This window comes from Nostoc sp. 106C, from assembly GCF_002154725.1.
Taxonomy (GTDB): Bacteria; Cyanobacteriota; Cyanobacteriia; order Cyanobacteriales; family Nostocaceae; genus Aulosira.
This window is the reverse complement of record NZ_MTAW01000128.1, coordinates 1-19,227: the sequence shown is the minus strand read 5'-3', so window position 1 is coordinate 19,227 and position 19,227 is coordinate 1. Positions and strand designations below refer to the sequence as shown.

Below are 19,227 nucleotides of genomic sequence, written 5' to 3'. Positions count from 1 at the left end.
GCGCAATGTATTCAACCACAAGAGCGATCGCATAATTAAAAGGTGGGACTATGCCCACCCTCTTGACTAGGATTCCAGTGCTTCTGCTGTCTTTTTGTGATCCAATTTGAGAATTAAAACTCCCAAAGGTGGCAGACATAAATCCAGCGAATAAGGACGATTGTGCAACGACCAATCATCAGTCCACTTACCGCCTAAGTTACCCATGTTGCTACCGCCATACTGACGAGCATCACTATTAAATAACTCAGTATAAAAACCTTTTTCTGGTACTCCTATGCGGTAATGGGAATGAGGTTGAGGTGTGAAGTTACAAACTACAACAACAAAATTCTCCGAATCTCGATCGCGGCGGATGAAGGAAACCACGCTATGACGGTTGTCGCTACAGTCAATCCACTCAAATCCTGGTTCAGCAAAATCTTGGGTGTATAAAGTTGGTTCACTGCGGTAGAGATGGTTTAACTCTTGGAAAAACTGTTTTAACTGTTGGTGTGGCTCGTATTGCAGTAAGTGCCACTCTAAATCGCCCCAGACATTCCATTCACTCCACTGCCCAAACTCCATGCTCATAAACATGGTTTTCTTGCCTGGGTGAGCGAACATATAGCTAAACAAACAACGCACATTAGCTAACTTCTGCCATGTATCCCCTGGCATTTTACCAATCATATTGCTCTTGCCATGCACCACTTCATCGTGGGACAAAGCTAGCATAAAGTTTTCGCTGTGGTTGTACCACATACTAAAGGTGATGTTGTTTTGGTGGAATTGACGGAACCAAGGGTCCATGCTGAAGTAGTCCAGCATATCGTGCATCCAGCCCATATTCCACTTTAAGTTGAAACCTAGACCCCCTGTATAGGTAGGCCAAGATACCATCGGCCAAGAGGTAGATTCTTCAGCAATTGAAAGAGCACCAGGGAAATAGCTGAAAATTAGATAATTTACCTGACGTAGAAAATCTGCTGCGTCCAGGTTTTCTCTGCCACCGTACTGGTTGGGTAGCCATTCTCCTGGTTTACGGCAATAGTCAAGATAGAGCATCGAAGCCACAGCATCGACACGAATACCGTCAATGTGGTACTTGTCAAACCAGAATAGCGCATTTGCAGCTAGGAAATTACGGACTTCGTGTCGTGAGTAGTTAAATACCAGAGTTCCCCATTCTTTATGTTCGCCTTTGCGAGGATCTGCATGTTCGTACAGGTGACTACCATCGAAGAAGGCTAAACCATGACCATCTTTAGGGAAGTGACCAGGAACCCAATCCACAATTACGCCGATGCCATTTTGGTGACATTGGTCAACAAAATACATGAAATCTTGGGCACTACCAAAACGGGAGGTGGGAGCAAAGTAGCCAGTTACTTGATAACCCCAAGACCCATCAAAGGGATGTTCTGCAATGGGTAACAGTTCAACATGGGTGTAACCCAACTCTTTAACGTAAGGGATCAGTCTATCTGCCAATTCCCGGTAGGTCAGGAAGCGCGCGCCGGGTTTAAGCTCGGAAACAATAACTACAGGCTCAGTCTCCCCATTCGGAAGTTTAGGTGGTTCGGCACTAGAAGCATGTAACCAAGAGCCTAAATGCACTTCATAGACTGAAACTGGCTGGGTGAGGGGATCGGTGTGTCGGCGTTTCTCTAACCAGTCTTGATCTGCCCAAGTGTAAGCATCTAAATCGGTGACAATTGATGCTGTTTTGGGCCGGGGTTCCTGTTGAAAACCGTAGGGATCGGATTTTTCGTAAATATGTCCTTCAAAATTTTTGATTTCATATTTGTAAGGCTCTCCCACTCCCAATTCAGGAATAAACAATTCCCAAACGCCAGTGGGTCCCTTACGCATCTGGTGTTGGCGTCCATCCCAGTGATTGAAATCTCCCAACACTGAAACGTTACGCGCATTTGGTGCCCAAACAGCAAAATAAACGCCTTTAACGCCGTCTACTGCTGTCAGGTGCGCTCCTAGTTTTTCGTAAATCCGGTGGTGGTTTCCCTCACCAAATAAATGTAAGTCAAAGTCTGTCAGACGTGGAGACCGGAAGGCATAAGGATCATAGGTGACGCGCTCGTGATCCCCTTCTTTAATCCTTAACTGGTAGTTTGCTAGTTCTGCTGTTTCAATCGTGCATTCAAAAAAGTGGGGATGATGCACTGTTTGCATCGGATATTCTTTACGTTCTTGAGGAATCACTACCCACGCAGCACTAGCATTTGGTAGGTAGGCTCGCACAGCCCAGACATTTTTGCCATTCTGTTCTATAAGATGAGAACCCAGTACTGCAAAGGGATCTTGATGTTGATTCCAAACGATGCTGTTAACCTGTTCAGGGGCGATCGTGGTGATGGACATTAAAGCTACCTACGTGAAATAAAGTGATTGATTAAACTACTTTTGTAATTTATATATATTCTTTACATTTATTTGCAATTTTGTCGCCACCGTTATCGTACCTCAGAAATGATGAACTAGTACCTGATAAGGGAAAAGGCGATAAGGAAGAAATAACTAATGACAAATGCCAAATGAATCTTGACTCTTGACAAATGTCCAATTTATCAAATTCCTAAAAATGGAAAAATCTGAAGCAAAGCCTTACGTATTCGCAGCAAAAAAATCTGTTCTCTAATTTTAGGATCTAGTTTGCGTGGTGGGCTAACTTGCAGTTGTTCTTGCAATTGTGCGTATTGGGCAGCAGTTAATGGCTTACCATCAATAGGCGATCGCGCTTCTATAATGATCTGTGTCCGTAAGATTTCTTCTGGAAGATCCTCTGGTGGTGGTAATGCCATAACTGCTGTCCTCAGATGGCTAGTCAACCCCACTACAATGCTAATGCTCAAAACAAAAAATCTTATCCGCTTCATCGCTACCCTTTGGTGTTCTGAGTCCAGATCGCCATCTAACTTAGGTTTGTTCTCTATCCAACCTACCTAAGTATGTTAGACCCCTATCAATTAACAGGTGGACTAATTTTGCTATTTTTTGGAAGTTTTAAGTATGAGTGTAATATTTAATTTGCTTATAGCACAGAACCAAGAGGGCTTAACGATAATATTGACAGAAATTTTCAACACAATCTCATCCTAGTCTAGCAATGCAGACTAGAGTAGGGTGGCAGAAATTACCAGCCACTGGCAAAATGTTAAACAACTAATAAATTTTTTAGTCGAATATTTTTAGGCGATCGCAGCATAAGGGCACTTGGTCACAGTATTAACTGTCTTCACCAGTGCCCTTTATCTTACAGTCTGAATTAAACAGATACTTAAGCATCCTCAAGTTTGTGTTTAGTAACAGCAGATTCTTTAGACCTTATGTCCCCACCAAATTTACTTATGGCATATGGTGAGGACTGCTGTTACTAACCTAGCTATAACTAGGGTGTTTTTGTAGGGGTAGGAGTTGCAGTTCCAGTAGCTTTAGGAGTTGCAGTTCCAGTAGCTTTAGGAGTTGCAGTTCCAGTAGCTCCAGGAGTTGCAGTCCCTGTAGCGGCAGGGCTAGGGGAGCGAGTAGCAGGGGCCCCAGTATCAGTTGGTTCACCTGTAGCTGCTGGGCTGCTGGTAGTACCGCCAGTACCACCAGGTTCACCACCACCTTCGCAGGCTCCAAGAATTGCAGCCAGACTTAACATGAGAGCCAAACCAAAGATTTTTGTTTTCATAACTCCTCTTTCACCAATTGTGGCAAGAACAAATTTTCACCTGATGAATACGATACCTTATTTGTTGCTTTTTTTTTAAATGCTTTCAGGCATATATATTAAAGGCAATGTAAAAGATTTTTTCTCACAGTTGCAATATCCAGCAGCTATAATAATCAGTTTCTCTTAACTCAAGAAAAACCTAACTTAATTACTAAAGATCAGATTTTTTAAACTCATCTCCCTCATCTTAGGATATTGTCGCTCATTCAAGGGTAAGACCCCTTAACCACTCCAGTGTCTGATGTGGATTTTGGGAAAAAAGTACTGTAAACAGAAGTGGCAGAAGAACTCGAAACAGCGTTTCCCGATTTATGGGTATGAGTAATTGAACGCCGCTATTTTGTAAATTTGGCAGTAAACCGAGCTATCATACCAAAAATTGTGATGTTGTCGCTGACACTTGCCGCTAGCTGTTTAGCATTGCCATACTTTAGAGACGATGCCCAAAGGGTCAAGCTGTCCTAGTGCAGCTCGCAATCAGCGAGCATTGCAATACTTAAGTGATGCAAACATTGGTGCAGCTACCGATCAAAACACTGAAAAGAGTTTAGGGTATTATTTGTGCTGATTGCATTCAAGGCGATTTTAACCTTAGCAAAAACAGACACCCAATCTAAAATCCAGTTTTTCCAACCTGAACAAAAAGTTATGGCTGCGGCTCGCAAATCAGCTGTTTCTGCAACGGGTAATTGGTTTCGGCAAGCTTCTTCCCTATCTTTAGGGAAGCGCTCGGCACATCGACAGTCAACCGCCTCAAAAGCGTCTACAGTTGCTGTTGAACCACCAGTACCCTCTACAAGACAACGGCGTTCATCAAAAAATTTATCTGTTTCTGCTACAAATGGGTCAGTCATGCTCCCACCAGTGCACGCAGGTAAACAACAAGCTGCCAATTTCAAAGGGCAGTCAAGTACGGTGCATAACAGCCCAATCTTGGGCTTTCTTAACCTTCCGGGAATGAATAGTTCTAGGAATTTACCTGTGTGGTTACTGCGCTTTTATGCCTTTCATCGTTATTCTTCAGTTGTGGCATTTTTGTTAGTGGCATCAGCCCTAGTGGTCTATGGTTGGACAGTATATTCTCAGGAAATTTGGAGCCAGGGATACCGCAGACTCCAAAGTTTGCAACGTCATGAGCGACAGTTGACCACAACTAACGCTGCACTAACCAACAAAATGGCTGAAGAAGCAGAACAACCAGCAGCAGGATTGGTATTACCAACTCCAGATCGCACGATTTTTTTGCCCCCAGCATCTCAAAATCCTAATTCCACACCAACAAAGACAACGCCAGATTCACAAGCGCAGCAGCAAACTACTTCGCCGCTGGGATATTAAAGTTAAGAGTCAATGGTCGTTGGTCATTTGTCATCAGGATTCAGATTGGTGACCGCGGCGGAAGCAGGGAAGGGAGGCAAAAGAGATAGGAAATAACTCATGACTCTTGCCTAAGCTGTGACGCATTTAAATTGTATATTGACTCGTCAGGGTCGTTCTTTGTCATTAGTCCTTCGTCAACACAAATGGCCAATGACCAATGACAAATGACAGTCTTCTCCTGTCAAAGACGCTGCGCGAACACGAAAAAATGTCCAATTTAGGCACGTATTAGCCTATTGCCTCTTGACTTTTGACAAGTGACTAATGACTAATGACAAAGGACAATGGACAAATCCAATGCGTAAGTCACCAAGTAAAAGTAAATTTAAGAACTTTCGTCATTCAGATTTTACAAGGCGGAGGAGGGTTTCTAAACAGGAGTTATCAGAGACGCCTACCTCTAAAACCCAAGACCAAGTAGCTAATATTAGAAATCGACTGTTTATAGCATGGGCTGTACTAATTGCCGCTGGTTTTGGGCTAGGGATCAATTTGTATCAATTACAAATCGTTCGGGGAGCAAAGCTAACAGAAAAGGCGCGAAACCAGCAAATGGTGAATTTGAGGCCTTTTATGCCCCGTCGTCCGGTAATAGATCGCAGTAATAATTTGTTGGCAATTGACCGTCCTGTATATACTGTCTTCGCCCATCCGAAGCTGTTTGATAAGTCTAATGAAGAAATAGCCAAGCGTCTGGCTCCATTCTTAGACAAAGATGCTGCTGAGTTAGTGAAAACATTTGAAAGTAAAAAAACTGGAATTACACTTGCCCCGGCATTGCCCGAAGAAATTGCCGATCGCATAATTGCTTTACATTTAAATGGTTTTGAATTTATTCAAAAATACGCGCGTTTTTACCCGCAAGACGATTTAGCTGCCGATGTGGTGGGCTACGTGAATCTTGACCGTCGCGGCCAGGCAGGTGTGGAATATAGTCAAGAGAAGTTATTAGAACGTTCGGTGAAAACGGTGCGGTTAAGTCGATCGGGTAATGGTGCTTTGATGCCAGATCATGCACCAGAAGGATTTTTGCATTTTGATGACTTGCAATTACAACTAACTATCGATAGCCGCCTACAACGGGCAGCTCGTTCTGCGCTCAAACAACAGATGGAAAAGTTTGGTGCAAAACGAGGGGCAGTAATTGTGATGGATGCATCGGATGGTTCCCTACTAGCTTTAGTTTCCCAACCCACCTACGATCCAAATCAATACTCCAAAGCTAAAATCGAACTGTTTAAAAACTGGACGGTAGCAGATCTTTATGAACCAGGATCGACATTCAAGCCCTTAAATGTAGCGATCGCTCTAGAAAATGGCGTTATTAGACCAGACGATTTATTTAACGATCCTGGTGCGATCAAAGTAGCCGATCGCATCATTAAAAATGCTGAAAATAAAAGTTATGGGCAGATCAACATTGCCCAAATTCTCCAACATTCCAGCAACATTGGCATGGTGCAAATCATCCAGCGATTACAGCCTAATGTCTACTACAACTGGCTGGAACGTTTAGGGCTAGGACAAACTGTTGATACAGATTTACCTTTTGAGGTCGGTAGTCGTCTCAAAAGTCAAGAAGAGTTTATTTCGTCACCGATTGAACCTGCAACTACCTCTTTTGGCCAAGGCTTTTCCTTAACGCCCTTACAGCTAGTACAAATGCACGGAGCTTTAGCTAATGGTGGCAAGTTGGTAACACCTCATGTTGTCCGCGGCCTAATTGATAATAAAGGGCAGATGCATTATTCCCCAAACCGCCCCATACCACGCCAAATTTTCTCCTCAACAACAACACAACGGGTAGTAGAAATGATGGAAACTGTGGTTGCTGAAGGCACTGGTAAGGTAGCACAAATTCCGGGATATCGGATCGCTGGTAAAACAGGTACAGCGCAAAAAGCTAGTGCTTCTGGTGGTTACATAGCTGGTGCTAGAATCACCAGTTTTGTAGGAATTTTACCTGTGGAATCTCCACGATATGTTGTTTTAGCATTAGTGGACGAGCCAAAAGGAGAAAACGCCTATGGTTCTACCGTCGCTGCACCGATTGTCAAGGCTGTGATGGAAGCGTTGATTCCGATTGAACAAATTCCGCCTAGTTTACCAGTTAATCCCACGCCTACAGTTCCGCAAAATTGAGGAGTTTAGGAAAGAATAATTTTAAAAAAGCATAGAGAGAATAAGCAATAAAGGGGAAGAAAATACTGCTTGTTACCTGTTTTCCTCTGCCCCAAGACGGTAGGCGACAAGCATAACCACCCTTTGAATGACGCCGATTTGGAGGAAACTGTATAAGCTGTGATGCTTTAAATCAAGTAAATTGGCGCTGAACATCGAGTTTTAACTGATGTTGCCACAAAAAACTACAATATATAGTATCTAAGTTGAAATTTGTGAGTTTGCTCTTTCTTCATATACTCTTCACATTTCTTTATTACCAAGGAAAGATATGCAAAAGGCTACAGGTATGAAAATCTAAATATTAAAGGTGAATTAATTTTCACCTTTTGGCAAAGCTACCTAAGATTACATGGGAAACAATATAGTTATATTCCCCAACCTCAAGGGAAGAGGAAATAGTACGCAAATAGCGGAAATAACAGCTACTAAGTATGACAATGCTGAACAGCAATTTATAGAACTGCTAGCTACGGAGAATTTAGATAATCAACTAGAAAAAGAATCTGCGAAAATCTGGGAATTTGAGCAGACGCTTTCAACAGCAATCAATGCTGCTTATAAAAATGCTAATGGTGATGACCAGGCTCATCGGTTTCTGCAAAGAATACTCTATCGGATTAATCGGCTAAAGTTGTTTTGGTATGACGATTTGCGGCACTATGAAAACGAGCGATCGCTTTATATATCTTCGTGTCGCAACCAAATCGAAGCAGCTTGGCAAGGGTGGGAACTGGCACAAATCGATGTGTCAGCGCTGCAACAACTAGATGTCAAACAAGCACTGATTGAGCGCGCATCTGTTGATGTAGATCCAACTTTATCGCAGGATAGCCGCTATATTCGCGAAGAAATTAGTGAAGTTGGCTATCGTCACTTACTAGCCATTGGCTCGTTTGATGGCTTAGTAGAAGGTAGCCGTATGACCTCCATTTTAGGCGGTGCGGCAAATGAAGTGCAATGTACGCTGGTGCGAGTATTTTTAGAAGAATACGGCAACGGTCGCTTATCTCGCAAGCACTCGACATTTTTTGCCCAAATGCTAACTGAGTTTGGCATGAACACCGAACCAGAGGGATATTTTGATTTAGTGCCTTGGGAAGTCCTCGCTTGTGATAATCATAATTTCTTAACGACGGAGCGTAAGCGCTATTTTCTCCGCTACAGTGGTGCATTGACCTATTTTGAGGTAGCTGGCCCAGCGGCTTATAGAAATTATTTAGCGGCGGCGCAACGATTGGGACTGTCAGAGGCAGCGATGGGTTATTGGGAACTGCACATTCGGGAAGATGAACGCCACGGTCGTTGGATGTTGGATGATGTGGCTTTGCCTTTGGCAGAAAAATACCCCAATGATGCGTGGGAACTGGTACTTGGCTATGACCAAGAAAAACTTATGGGCGATCGCGCGGCGAAAGCTGTTGTCCGATCAATACGTGAAGTTGAACAAGCTACCTGACCCATAAATGAAAGATAGCAATTAAAAATAGCAGCTTCGGCGCTGAGATTTTTAATTCAATATTACCCCTTTTCTCAGAAAAGAATTTCTTTAGTGACAAAGCGTTCGCTAAAGAAACAGTTTCTATTGCTTTCAGGCAGTAGAACTGATTTTCTTCGACATTGATTATACATTAAAGTTGAATCGAGGTCACATGAAAGACATATTTTTTTGTCCAGAAGAATCTAATTTCTACTCCAATTGTTTAGAAAACTTAGTTCTCAGGAATTGTGAAAATGGTGATTCGATTGTTGAGTTTGGTTCAGGTGATGGTAGCCCTGTCATCAACTCATTGCTGAGGAATAAATTTGATGGAGTAATACACGGATTTGAATTAAATACCTCTGCCTGGAAAGCTGCCAATTTAACAATCGATGAATATAACCTCGCCAACAAATATATTATCAATAACTCATGTTTATTTAAATCTTCTAAGCCTCAAGCCAAGTATCTTGTAGCTAATCCGCCATATCTCCCTGCACCAGATCCAGATATTTATATGCCATTACTATTTGGCGGTATAGATGGAGCAACAGTTACTAACAATCTCTTATCTTTAGGTTATGAAAATGCCCTACTTTTAATTTCTAGCTTTTCTAACCCTAAAAGTACAATTGAGCAGGCACAAGAACATGGATATACAGTGAACAATTTTGTAGTTTTACCTTTAAAATTTGGTCACTATAGCTCTGAGCCAAAAGTTAAACAACACATCGAAGAGTTGCGGAAGCACAAAATGGCTTTTTATTCTGGTGAATATTACTTCTTAGCTGGAGTTTTATTTAACAAGTGTCAAAAAAATACAACCGATTTATCTCACGAATTAGCTCAGGTAATGACAAGTTTGTAAACTAGTCAACAGTAGGCATTTTTGATGACTGCGATTCTTGTCAATTCCTTACTTTCATAGTAGATAGATTTACAATCGTTTAGCTTGAACGCTGATCTTTGCAAAATTTGGCGTTGCATATTTGCGGGATGATTTGTCGCACGCAGAGGAGGCAGTGCGTTGGGCGACTTTGCCGACTTGTAGCAACTGCCGTCAAAGTGTCCGTTGCGCAAAGAGAATGAGGGTTTTAAGATCTTTATGCCAAAATTTTATCCCTTGTTTCAGCAACGCAAAAAATTTCATAAATCCAAGAATTTGGCTGATTATCTTTGTGTGAGTGATAATCAGTCACTCGTAATTTGCCTTGAGCTTAACAAACAATAATTGAGTTGAAAAGTCAAATTTATATCATATAAATTGTAAGTAAGTTTGCCTCAGTACTGCTTTTATAGAACCTAATTGCTTATATTCTTTTATAAGTTTTTGAGCTTTGGTTTCACGGTTATTCAAGCTAATTTTCAATAGCATTAATAAATTCATATCTGGGTCATCTTTAAGAGCAATCTCAGCTGCTTCTAAAATCTTAGTTGCATTCAGAAAAATCTCTTCGTTATCAAATCCTTCTTTTGCAGAAATTTGATGTAAGGCTGCATCTGGAATAGTTGCTCTACCTAACAAAGATTCGTCTAAAACTAAGCCTTTTAGCAAAGCTAACAAAGCTGCGTAAAGCGAAAAATCATCACAACTATCAAAAGCTTTAAATTCAATGCGGCCTACTTCTGCTGGAATACGTGCGACTTTTGTCAATGAAGGAACACTTGAAATTATTTGTTCTGCTGTTTCTACAAATACTAAAGTTGCTGGTCTTTTTCCTGTTCTAATAAATGTTCTTACCGAAAGTCCTTCCCACAACCTACCATCATAAAAAGGCGAACTATAACTAAAAGGAACTATATAAGGACTGTAATAAGTCAACTTTCTGCCAATATCAATTAGTTTTTTTACAGACAAGTCTGCTACGGAAAGATTTAAATCTGGCCCGTAGCTCACCATATAAATATTGGCAGTGTGTTCGTCAGGATAAGCTTGGAGATATTTTATTTCATAATCATTTAATGGTGGTTGTGGCTCAAAAACTGTTTTGTAGGGATTAAAACTCGTCAAGATGGGTGAGAAACCGTAATTAGCAGCGACATCACGCAATAAGCTAAAACTTTCTGATAATTCATTAATCACACCTTGAATATTAGAGTGTATAGTTGTTCTGATTTCAATTCCTTTAGGTAAGCAATCTATAACCTTATCAGAGTCAGCAAATCTTTCAAATCCTTCAATATACCACCTCTTATTTCTAATACCAGCATCACCTACACGTAATTGAGCATAATCATCGGGGTATGAGGGTAACCTTTCGACAATTTGATTGAAATCAGCAAATTTGGTCTCAGAGAAATCAGCAATATTTCCTTCTTTATTAAGGAAAGCGACCTCATGTTCAATACCAAAAGAAAACATCATTATATTCCTTAAATATTTGGGCTTAGTTTCAATCTCATGCCATGCAATTAATTTGAAGATAAAATTTCACTCAAAGTGCAGGTTAAATCTTGTAGCAATTTCAAAAGCATGGCCAAGATGCTGGTTAAGGTATTTGTCTACTTATTAGTAGAGAATTTCTCTTCGTCAACAGCAAGCTAGTTATATGAGATATATTCGCAATAGTTAGTCTAGAAAAACTGTAACATTTGCTGCAATTATTTCAGCTATTTTCAAATTAAATATGATTTAATCTACTTTCTAATGCTGAGGCGCTAGCAGTTTAACTAGAAAAATTATCAATATTTTTTAAGGAAGACGAAAAGTTGCGTAGTAGCGATTTTGTCACTCTTACACCTTGATAATTTCTTTGGTACTGTCCAAATAATTTGCCTTTTAGTAACTTATTTAAAATTAGATTAAAAAAAGGTTATGTGTATTTAGCTACTGCCTTATAATGCTCTTAAAATACTGTATTTCGGTCAAGTTACCGCAGTTTAAGGATAAAAAATTGATGAATCTGTGGCAGAGTAATTTTAAATTAAGGAACCGCTTCATTGAGTTAGTTCAAACTTTGCACTCGATGAAAAAGTGGCACAGGTATTCTTTGTGGAACCTGGTATCTCTATTTTTGCTAGGAGTGAGCTTGAGTTTAGTGCTGGCTGCGTGTGGAGGTAAAGTCGATAAAAATGCAAATACTGCTGCTGTAACCTCGAATAGTGATGTCAACCTCACATTTGTTTCCTACTCGGTTACTAGTGCTGCATATGAGCAAATCATTCCCAAGTTTATAAAAAAGTGGAAAAAAGAACATAACCAAAACATCACTTTCAATCAAAGCTACGATGGATCTGGTTCTCAGACTCTGGCTGTGATTGATGGTAAAGAAGCTGATGTGGTACACCTGTCACTTGCCATTGACATTAATAAACTGGTTCAAGCAGGTTTTATTCAACCAGATTGGGAGAAGGAAGCACCTAATAATGCCATTGTTACTCAATCTGTAGACGCGATCGCTATTCGTCCGGGTAATCCGAAAAATATCAAAACTTGGGCAGATTTAGCAAAAGATGGCGTGAAGGTAGTTACAGCCGATCCCAGAACCTCTGGCGGTGCGCGTTGGAACTTCCTTAGTCTTTGGGGTGCTGTGACACAAACTGGCGGTGATGAGAATCAAGCAATCAACTTGATTTCTAAAGTCTATAACAATCTACCTTTGTTGCCTAAAACTGCTCGCAGTGCCAGTGAACTGTTCTTCAATGAAGGACAGGGTGATGTTTTACTCAACTATGAAAATGAAATGATTTTATTGGCAAAAAAATATGGTGAAAAAGTTTCATATATTGTGCCTGAAGTAAATATTTCCATCGACAATCCTGTTGCTGTTGTAGACAAGAATACCGATAAACATGGGAATCGCGCTATTGCAGAAGCATTTATCCAATTTCTTTACACTCCAGATTCACAACGAGAGTTTGCTAAATTAGGATTTCGTCCTGTGGATTTGACAATCGCAAAAGAAACGGAAAGCAATTTTCCTAAAATTAAAACTCTCTTCAAAGCTGAAGATTTAGGAGGATGGGACGAGATTCAGAAAAAATTCTTTGATGAGGGTGCTATCTTTGACAAAATTCGCTCTCAAAAAGCTTAACAGGATTAAAAACCCACTTCTGCGGCCTCCTCGTTTACTTTTATTTCTCGTGGAGGCTAATAAAAAACAAATTTTCACAGTCTTTAAAGTTAAATATGTAACAGTTTAATTACCTTAAAGGTAGCTTAGTATGTACTGTATGGACTGAGGACAGCTTGAGGTATGAGTTTATGAAAAGTGTCGTTCAATCCCCCTATAGTAGTGAACAAGTTGCTGCCTGGTTGCGTGGATTGCTCACTATTGCTCTGGCAGATGGTGACTTTGACGCTCATGAAAAGCAATTAATTGCTAGTATCACTGAGAATGAATTAGCTCCCAGTATTAACTTCGATTCGCTGGAAGTGATCACACCAGAAGAACTAGCTATTATTTTGGGCAAAGGTACATCAGCAGCAGAAAATTTTTTGCGTACAGCTGTGATGGTCGCGATCGCAGATGGTACATATTCTCCCAGCGAAGACCAAGTTCTGCAACAGTTGTGCCAAGCTTTAGGACAACCAAAGGATTTAATCGAAGCTCTGCGTCATACTTTAGAACACACAGAACATCTGGATTCTGCAATAGACAGTTTCCTACAGCGAGAACCATCCGAGCAACCATCCTTAACAATTGCGCCCTATGCACCTCCCCATGATGCACTCGATCCCCTGCGCGATTGGATGGATGGACTCGATATTCAAGACCCTAGAGTTGCCCGCTTTTTATGTAAAATGATTCCTTCACAGTGTCCCTTTGAACGAGATGTGACACTGTTTGGACGCAAAATTGTGCATATTCCGCCATTATGTAAAATCAACCCTCTTTATGAACAAATGGTAGGCTTACGTTTTCGCGCCCTCTCCTATTTGGCAGATGACTGTGGTGAGGATGTTTCGCCATATATTTAATTAATAGTCATTGGTCATTAGTCATCAGTCATTAGTTCTCCTAGGTGAATAAGTTCGTAGTAAGCACTTTAGTGCTTGAAAATACAGGACTAAAGTCCTGAACGGGTTCGTTAGTCGCTGATGAGGGACTTGGGACCTCCACAAAGTGGGGATTGGAGGAGAACCCCCAAGACCGTGCTAACTCACTACGAACTCACCAACATTAATGACATAGAGCACTAGTGACAAATGACAAATGACAAATGACAAATGACTAATTATGCAATTTATCGATCAAGCAGTAATTGAAGTAGAAGCTGGCAAAGGTGGCGATGGCATTGTTGCCTTCCGACGCGAGAAGTATGTACCAGCGGGCGGCCCTTCAGGTGGTAATGGTGGGCGAGGCGGTTCGGTAATTTTTGTAGCTGTAGAAAACCTACAAACTTTGCTGGACTTCAGATACAATCATCGCTTTCAGGCAGAACATGGTGGACGTGGCGGTCCAAATAATTGCACTGGAGCATCAGGAAAGGATTTAATCATCGAAGTTCCTTGCGGTACTTCTATTTATGATGCCTCAACAGGTGCTTTGCTAGAGGATTTAATCGAACCTGGACAACGTTTTCGGGCTGCGGAAGGCGGTAAAGGCGGATTAGGAAATCAGCATTTCTTAAGTAACCGCAACCGCGCCCCAGAATACGCCCTCCCCGGTTTACCAGGGGAAATGAAAGTATTGCGCTTGGAATTAAAACTGTTGGCAGAAGTGGGGATTATTGGGTTACCAAATGCTGGCAAATCTACCTTAATTTCATCTTTGTCAGCCGCGCGTCCTAAAATTGCTGACTATCCCTTTACTACCCTCATCCCAAATTTGGGCGTAGTACGTAAACCTTCTGGCGATGGTACAGTTTTTGCTGATATTCCCGGATTGATTGAAGGGGCTTCTCACGGGGCGGGGCTGGGATACGATTTTTTACGTCATATTGAGCGCACAAGGGTACTGCTGCACTTGATTGATGCTACGAGTGAAGATGTAGTAGGTGACTTCATCACGATTCAGCAAGAATTAAAAGCCTACGGACGGGGTTTAGCAGAACGTCCGCAAATTTTAGCATTGAATAAAATTGATGCAGTTGATCGAGAAACTTTAGATTTAGAAGCGTTGGCTACCGAATTAAATCATCGCTCTTATGCTCCGGTTTTCATAATTTCAGCAGTGACTCGCACTGGGTTAGAGCCGATGTTACAGGAACTTTGGGGAATTCTTGATCAAATTAATGCTGCTGAAGAAGTCGAAGTATTAGGTTAGGTGAAATTCTATGACCATTGCACAGACACAACAATATTATTCACCCGAAGAATACCTAGAACTAGAGGTTAATTCTGAGGAACGCCATGAATATATTGATGGTCAAATTATTCTTATGACAGGTGGAACACCAAATCACAATCAAATAGCTGGCAACTTTTATAGTGTGTTAAATTTTGCTCTCAAGCGCCAACCTTATCGAGTCTTTTTCACTGACCAACGTCTCTGGATTCCTAACAGGCGAATTCACACTTATCCTGATGTGATGATGGTGAAAACTCCTTTGGAGTATGAGGAAGGAAGACGCGACACTCTTATCAATCCAGTATTTATTGCTGAAGTGTTGTCAAAATCTACTAAAAGTTATGACAGGGATGAAAAGTTTGCTGCTTACCGGACAATTTCTAGTTTTCAGGAGTATGTTCTGATTGACCAATATAAGATGCACGTTGAGCAATACTTTAAAACAGAAAACAATAAATGGATATTTTCGGAATATGAAGATGGCGATGTAATTTTATCCCTAGCTTCTGTTTGTTTTCAAATTTCGCTGGCTGATATTTACGATAATGTAGACTTTAATGCTGAAGAATAGTGATGGAATAACCCTCTTTTGTCACTCTCGCCAAAGTATAATTAAGTGCGATCGCAAAAACTAAGACAGAGAGTAGGTTTGTACATCTTTTTTCTACCTCCCTATAGCCCCCAAATGAATCGCATTGAAGAGGCACTGCGTTGGGCGGCTTTGCCGACTTGAAGCAAGTGCCGTAACGAATGGTTGCATCTCAAGCGAGATGAGCTTGCAGTCCGAGTTTTTGAGGATGAATATGAATTAGCGATCGCTATTATTGAGGGTATAAATCATAGAGCCAAGCAAGGTCAGTATCCAGTTGAGCGTTTGATGTTTAATTAGGTTGACTTACTTATCGTACTAGGTGATTGCAGCAAGAGTGACAGCAGCACCTACCGTCCCGACTAGCAATAAACCCCCCAACGTTGTCCAAAGACTAATTTGAGGCAGAAATTGCTTACTGTGGATTGGACGGAGTAAGTCTAGATGAGGGTCAGTGTACATAAAATAGTGTCACCTAACAAATGACTCACAAAAAAACCTGGAGAGGTAATTTAAAGCACACTCCAGGCTCTCATTCTAAATATTAAGCTAGATTACACAGAGTTAACGTAATTCAAACCCTGTAGTTCTGGATTTGGCCTTCTAACACTAGAGGTTAAAAATTTCCTTTTCATTCAAAGGTAAGCAGGAGGTCCACCACAAACGTTAGACATTTCCTTTTCATTCAAGCGCACAACTGGTAAAGATCCTAAGTTATGATTTTTGGTGTCCTTTTTAGCTTGCTTTTTGAATAACATAAGTAATCCTCGGATTCTGTTTTGGTAATTTTGAACTTTTAATGTTGTCAATTAAGGCTTGTAGCCTAATTTACAATTTGAATTTAATTCAGCAGCGTTAGCTATAAATAACACTGTGTTACTTAATTTCATAACTCAAAAAATATTTAAGCGTCACTACATTGAAGAAAACTTTATTTCCAGATTACAGTTTAAGTATTTATACGTAATTACTAGTTAATAAATACATAGTTATGATTTACCAGATGTATCCTTCCAGCTAATTCTGCAAAATGGTCAGATTTGCTAAATATCCATGTGTTTTACAACTTGCCGAATCCGACTGTGGGGCAGCATCCTTAGCCACTGTTGCAAAATTCTACGGTCGTACCCTAACGATGAGTTACATCCGCGAACTCGTGGGGACTGGGCAACAAGGAACTACTTTATTAGGGCTGAGGAGAGGAGCCGAGGCACTGGGTTTCAACGCCCAAGGTGTGAAAGCAACACCAGAGATTCTTGAGCAAATCGATATTATGCCTCTACCTGCGATTATTCACTGGTTGGGCTATCACTGGGTGGTTCTATATGGCAAACGAGGCAACAAGTATGTCATTGCCGACCCAGACCCAGCAATTGGTGTGCGTTATTTATCTCGTGAAGAACTAACCAAAGGCTGGCAAAACTACATCATGCTGTTGCTGGAGGTAGATCAAGTAAGATTTGCCAAACAACAAGACGAGAAAGTTCATGGTTTAGGACACTTTTTGCGCCGTCTTTTGCCTTATAGGTCAATTCTGTCCGAAGCATTGTTGCTTAACTTTGTTCTCGGTCTAATTGCCCTGACTTCTCCCTTCTTTATTCAAATCCTGACTGATGATGTGCTAGTTAGGCAAGATACTCGGCTACTCAATGCTGTAGTAATTGCTGTTGCGGTGATGAGCCTCATCAGTAGCAGTCTCAGACTCGTCCAGTCTAACTTAATAGCACACTTTGCCCAACGGCTGGAGTTAGGTTTAGTTTTGGAATTTGTGCGCCAAATCTTGCTATTGCCCCTGACTTATTATGAAACCCATCGTAGTGGAGAAATTATCAGTCGGCTATATGATATTCAACGCATTAGAAATGTGATTTCCCAGCTATTTGTTAGTTTACCCAGTGAATTTTTTATTGCGATAGCTTCTTTGGGATTATTACTATTTTATAGTTGGAAGTTAATGTTAGCTGTTACCTTCATTATTATTTTAATGATAATATCAACTATTGCACTTTTCCCACACTTGCGGCAAAAAACTAAACAGATATTAGCTCAAGAAGGTGAAAAACAAGCAATTTTAGTTGAAACCTTTAAAGGAGCAATTACTCTCAAAACGACCACAGCAGCGCCACAACTTTGGGAGGAACTGCAAATTCGTTCTAGCAGTGTAGCAAACTTAACATTTCGTGCGATCCAATTAGCAATTACAAACCAAACCTTCTCTGATACTACTTCGGTTCTTGGTAGCGTCGGCATACTTTGGTTTGGTAGCCAATTAGTGTTTGCTAAAGAACTTAGTATTGGTCAATTAGTAGCTTCCTATAGTTTGACTCAAAATGTAATTCGCTTAATGACTGATTTAGTAGCGATTATTAATCAAATTATTTGGATACGAACAGCTGCTGAACGTCTGAATGAAGTGATTGATGCTAAACCTGAAATCCAACAAGAAGATTTTCAAAAACCCTTTGTCAAGATAGCTGCTGATGCTGATATAGTTTGCTCAAAAATTAATTTTAACTATCCCGGTCAACTTGAATTATTAGAAGACTTTTCCCTGATTATTCCAGGTGGTCATGTAGTGGCTTTAATTGGTGAATCTGGCTGTGGCAAAAGTACGTTATCTAAACTTATAGCCGGACTTTATAACTTGGAATCTGGTAATATCCGTTTTGGTATTTATAACCGCCAAGACCTCTCTCTTGATTGTCTGCGCCAGCAAGTGATTTTAATTCCCCAAGAACCTCACTTTTGGAGTCGTTCAATTATTGCTAACTTTCGCTTGGGTGCGCCCCACGTGACTTTTGAAGAAATTGTCACAGCTTGTCAACTAACAAAAGCAGATGAATTTATTAGTCAACTACCAGACAAATATCAAACTGTTTTGGGAGAATTCGGTGCAAGTATTTCCGGAGGTCAGAGACAAAGATTAGCAATTGCAAGAGCAATTGTTACCGATCCACCAATCCTAATTTTAGATGAATCAACTGCTAATCTCGATCCTGTAACTGAGACTTATGTTTTGGATAAGCTGTTATTTTATCGCCAAAGCAAGACCACAATTCTAATCAGTCACCGTCCCAGAGTCATCAATCGCGCTGATTGGATTGTGCTATTAGAACAGGGTAAAGTAAACATGCAAGGTACTCCAGAACAGTTGCGCTCAAAATCAGGCGCTCATTTGGATTTTTTAACTCCTTAGCTGTAGGAGCCAGCAATAAGAAACACTTTGACCATCCGTGAGAAGTTAAGGTAATTGCACCTTTTTTATCACTCTAGGCAGAGGAAAAATAGAAATAAGGTATATTGAAGTTTTGCAAAATTGAGCGAGTCAGATTATTAACAATCATTTGAAGATCAAAAAATCCCTCAGATAGCTTAGGAACTGTAAAGACACTTAACCAGGGTTTAATTAAGTTAAATAGCGTAAATGGCTTCTCACTTCTGGAAATAGTTTTTGATTAACTTGCAGTACTCGTCCACAAATTTTACTGTGGGTGCAGCTGGGCGAGGCTCAACCATACTCTCTGTCTTAGTTTTTGCGATCGCACTTAATTATACTTTGGCGAGAGTGACAAAAGAGGGATAAGCTTACGCAAAAGACCTCTTGCATGAATCAAGAAAAAAGAGCAAGTTCATAGTTAATCAGTCCAGC

Annotated in this window: 16 protein-coding genes and 1 pseudogene; 10 read left to right on the top strand and 7 right to left on the bottom strand. The window is 40.7% G+C overall.

Annotated features, from left to right (window positions below; genetic code table 11):
* Window positions 1-66: 66 nt before the first annotated feature.
* From glgB to BV375_RS39030, 4 genes are all read right to left on the bottom strand, one after another.
* Entirely contained in the window at window positions 67-2,361 is a 2,295-nt protein-coding gene (gene glgB / locus BV375_RS19585; protein ID WP_208099150.1) for a 1,4-alpha-glucan branching enzyme, read from the bottom strand.
* Window positions 2,362-2,567: 206 nt separating this feature from the next.
* On the bottom strand, window positions 2,568-2,876 hold the full coding sequence (locus tag BV375_RS19580; protein ID WP_086763359.1) for a hypothetical protein: 309 nt from the start codon (window positions 2,874-2,876) through the stop codon (window positions 2,568-2,570).
* Between the two features lie 512 nt (window positions 2,877-3,388).
* The gene (locus tag BV375_RS19575) at window positions 3,389-3,673 is read right to left on the bottom strand and encodes a hypothetical protein (RefSeq protein WP_208095702.1); all 285 of its coding nucleotides are present in this window, start codon (window positions 3,671-3,673) and stop codon (window positions 3,389-3,391) included.
* A gap of 563 nt (window positions 3,674-4,236) precedes the next feature.
* Window positions 4,237-4,569 carry a hypothetical protein gene (locus tag BV375_RS39030; RefSeq protein WP_347812728.1) on the bottom strand — a complete coding sequence of 111 codons (333 nt, stop codon included), beginning with the start codon at window positions 4,567-4,569 and terminating at the stop codon, window positions 4,237-4,239.
* On the opposite strand from BV375_RS39030, the gene BV375_RS19570 reads away from it, so the two are divergent.
* The 4 genes from BV375_RS19570 to BV375_RS19555 all read left to right on the top strand — a co-directional run bounded on the left by BV375_RS19570 (window position 4,568) and on the right by BV375_RS19555 (window position 9,624).
* Window positions 4,568-5,053 (top strand): hypothetical protein, encoded by a 486-nt coding sequence (locus BV375_RS19570; RefSeq protein WP_347812727.1) that lies wholly within the window; start codon window positions 4,568-4,570, stop codon window positions 5,051-5,053. The genes BV375_RS39030 and BV375_RS19570 overlap by 2 nt on opposite strands.
* A 339-nt stretch (window positions 5,054-5,392) precedes the next feature.
* A complete protein-coding gene (locus tag BV375_RS19565; protein ID WP_086763410.1) occupies window positions 5,393-7,237 on the top strand; it encodes a penicillin-binding protein 2 in 1,845 nt (614 codons plus the stop codon).
* Window positions 7,238-7,628: 391 nt separating this feature from the next.
* Window positions 7,629-8,735, top strand: coding sequence for an iron-containing redox enzyme family protein (locus BV375_RS19560; RefSeq protein ID WP_086763357.1), 1,107 nt, complete (start codon window positions 7,629-7,631; stop codon window positions 8,733-8,735).
* Window positions 8,736-8,928: 193 nt separating this feature from the next.
* On the top strand, window positions 8,929-9,624 hold the full coding sequence (locus tag BV375_RS19555; protein ID WP_086763355.1) for a class I SAM-dependent methyltransferase: 696 nt from the start codon (window positions 8,929-8,931) through the stop codon (window positions 9,622-9,624).
* A gap of 387 nt (window positions 9,625-10,011) precedes the next feature.
* On the opposite strand, the gene BV375_RS19550 is transcribed toward BV375_RS19555, so the two are convergent.
* Entirely contained in the window at window positions 10,012-11,118 is a 1,107-nt protein-coding gene (locus BV375_RS19550; protein WP_208099151.1) for a glutamate--cysteine ligase, read from the bottom strand.
* A 604-nt stretch (window positions 11,119-11,722) separates the two neighbouring features.
* Between BV375_RS19550 and BV375_RS19545 the strand changes: the two genes are divergently transcribed.
* The 5 genes from BV375_RS19545 (at window position 11,723) to BV375_RS38760 (ending at window position 15,878) form a co-directional block, all read left to right on the top strand.
* Window positions 11,723-12,790, top strand: coding sequence for a sulfate ABC transporter substrate-binding protein (locus BV375_RS19545; protein ID WP_086763408.1), 1,068 nt, complete (start codon window positions 11,723-11,725; stop codon window positions 12,788-12,790).
* Window positions 12,791-12,960: 170 nt separating this feature from the next.
* Entirely contained in the window at window positions 12,961-13,677 is a 717-nt protein-coding gene (locus tag BV375_RS19540) for a Mo-dependent nitrogenase C-terminal domain-containing protein (protein WP_086763351.1), read from the top strand.
* A 259-nt stretch (window positions 13,678-13,936) separates the two neighbouring features.
* Entirely contained in the window at window positions 13,937-14,965 is a 1,029-nt protein-coding gene (gene obgE, locus BV375_RS19535) for a GTPase ObgE (protein WP_086763349.1), read from the top strand.
* A 10-nt stretch (window positions 14,966-14,975) separates the two neighbouring features.
* On the top strand, window positions 14,976-15,560 hold the full coding sequence (locus tag BV375_RS19530) for a Uma2 family endonuclease (RefSeq protein ID WP_086763347.1): 585 nt from the start codon (window positions 14,976-14,978) through the stop codon (window positions 15,558-15,560).
* A 183-nt stretch (window positions 15,561-15,743) separates the two neighbouring features.
* Complete coding sequence (locus BV375_RS38760; protein WP_279432940.1) at window positions 15,744-15,878, top strand: hypothetical protein; 135 nt, start codon at window positions 15,744-15,746, stop codon at window positions 15,876-15,878.
* 18 nt (window positions 15,879-15,896) lie between these two features.
* Here BV375_RS38760 and BV375_RS37000 read toward each other — a convergent pair whose 3' ends face one another.
* A complete protein-coding gene (locus BV375_RS37000) occupies window positions 15,897-16,040 on the bottom strand; it encodes a hypothetical protein (RefSeq protein ID WP_166507481.1) in 144 nt (47 codons plus the stop codon).
* A 568-nt stretch (window positions 16,041-16,608) separates the two neighbouring features.
* Here BV375_RS37000 and BV375_RS19525 point away from each other — a divergent pair.
* The gene (locus BV375_RS19525) at window positions 16,609-18,774 is read left to right on the top strand and encodes a peptidase domain-containing ABC transporter (RefSeq protein WP_086763345.1); all 2,166 of its coding nucleotides are present in this window, start codon (window positions 16,609-16,611) and stop codon (window positions 18,772-18,774) included.
* 73 nt (window positions 18,775-18,847) lie between these two features.
* On the opposite strand, the pseudogene BV375_RS38225 reads toward BV375_RS19525, so the two are convergent.
* Window positions 18,848-19,009, bottom strand: a pseudogene (locus BV375_RS38225) (IS701 family transposase); the annotation flags it as partial.
* Between the last annotated feature and the right edge of the window lie 218 nt (window positions 19,010-19,227).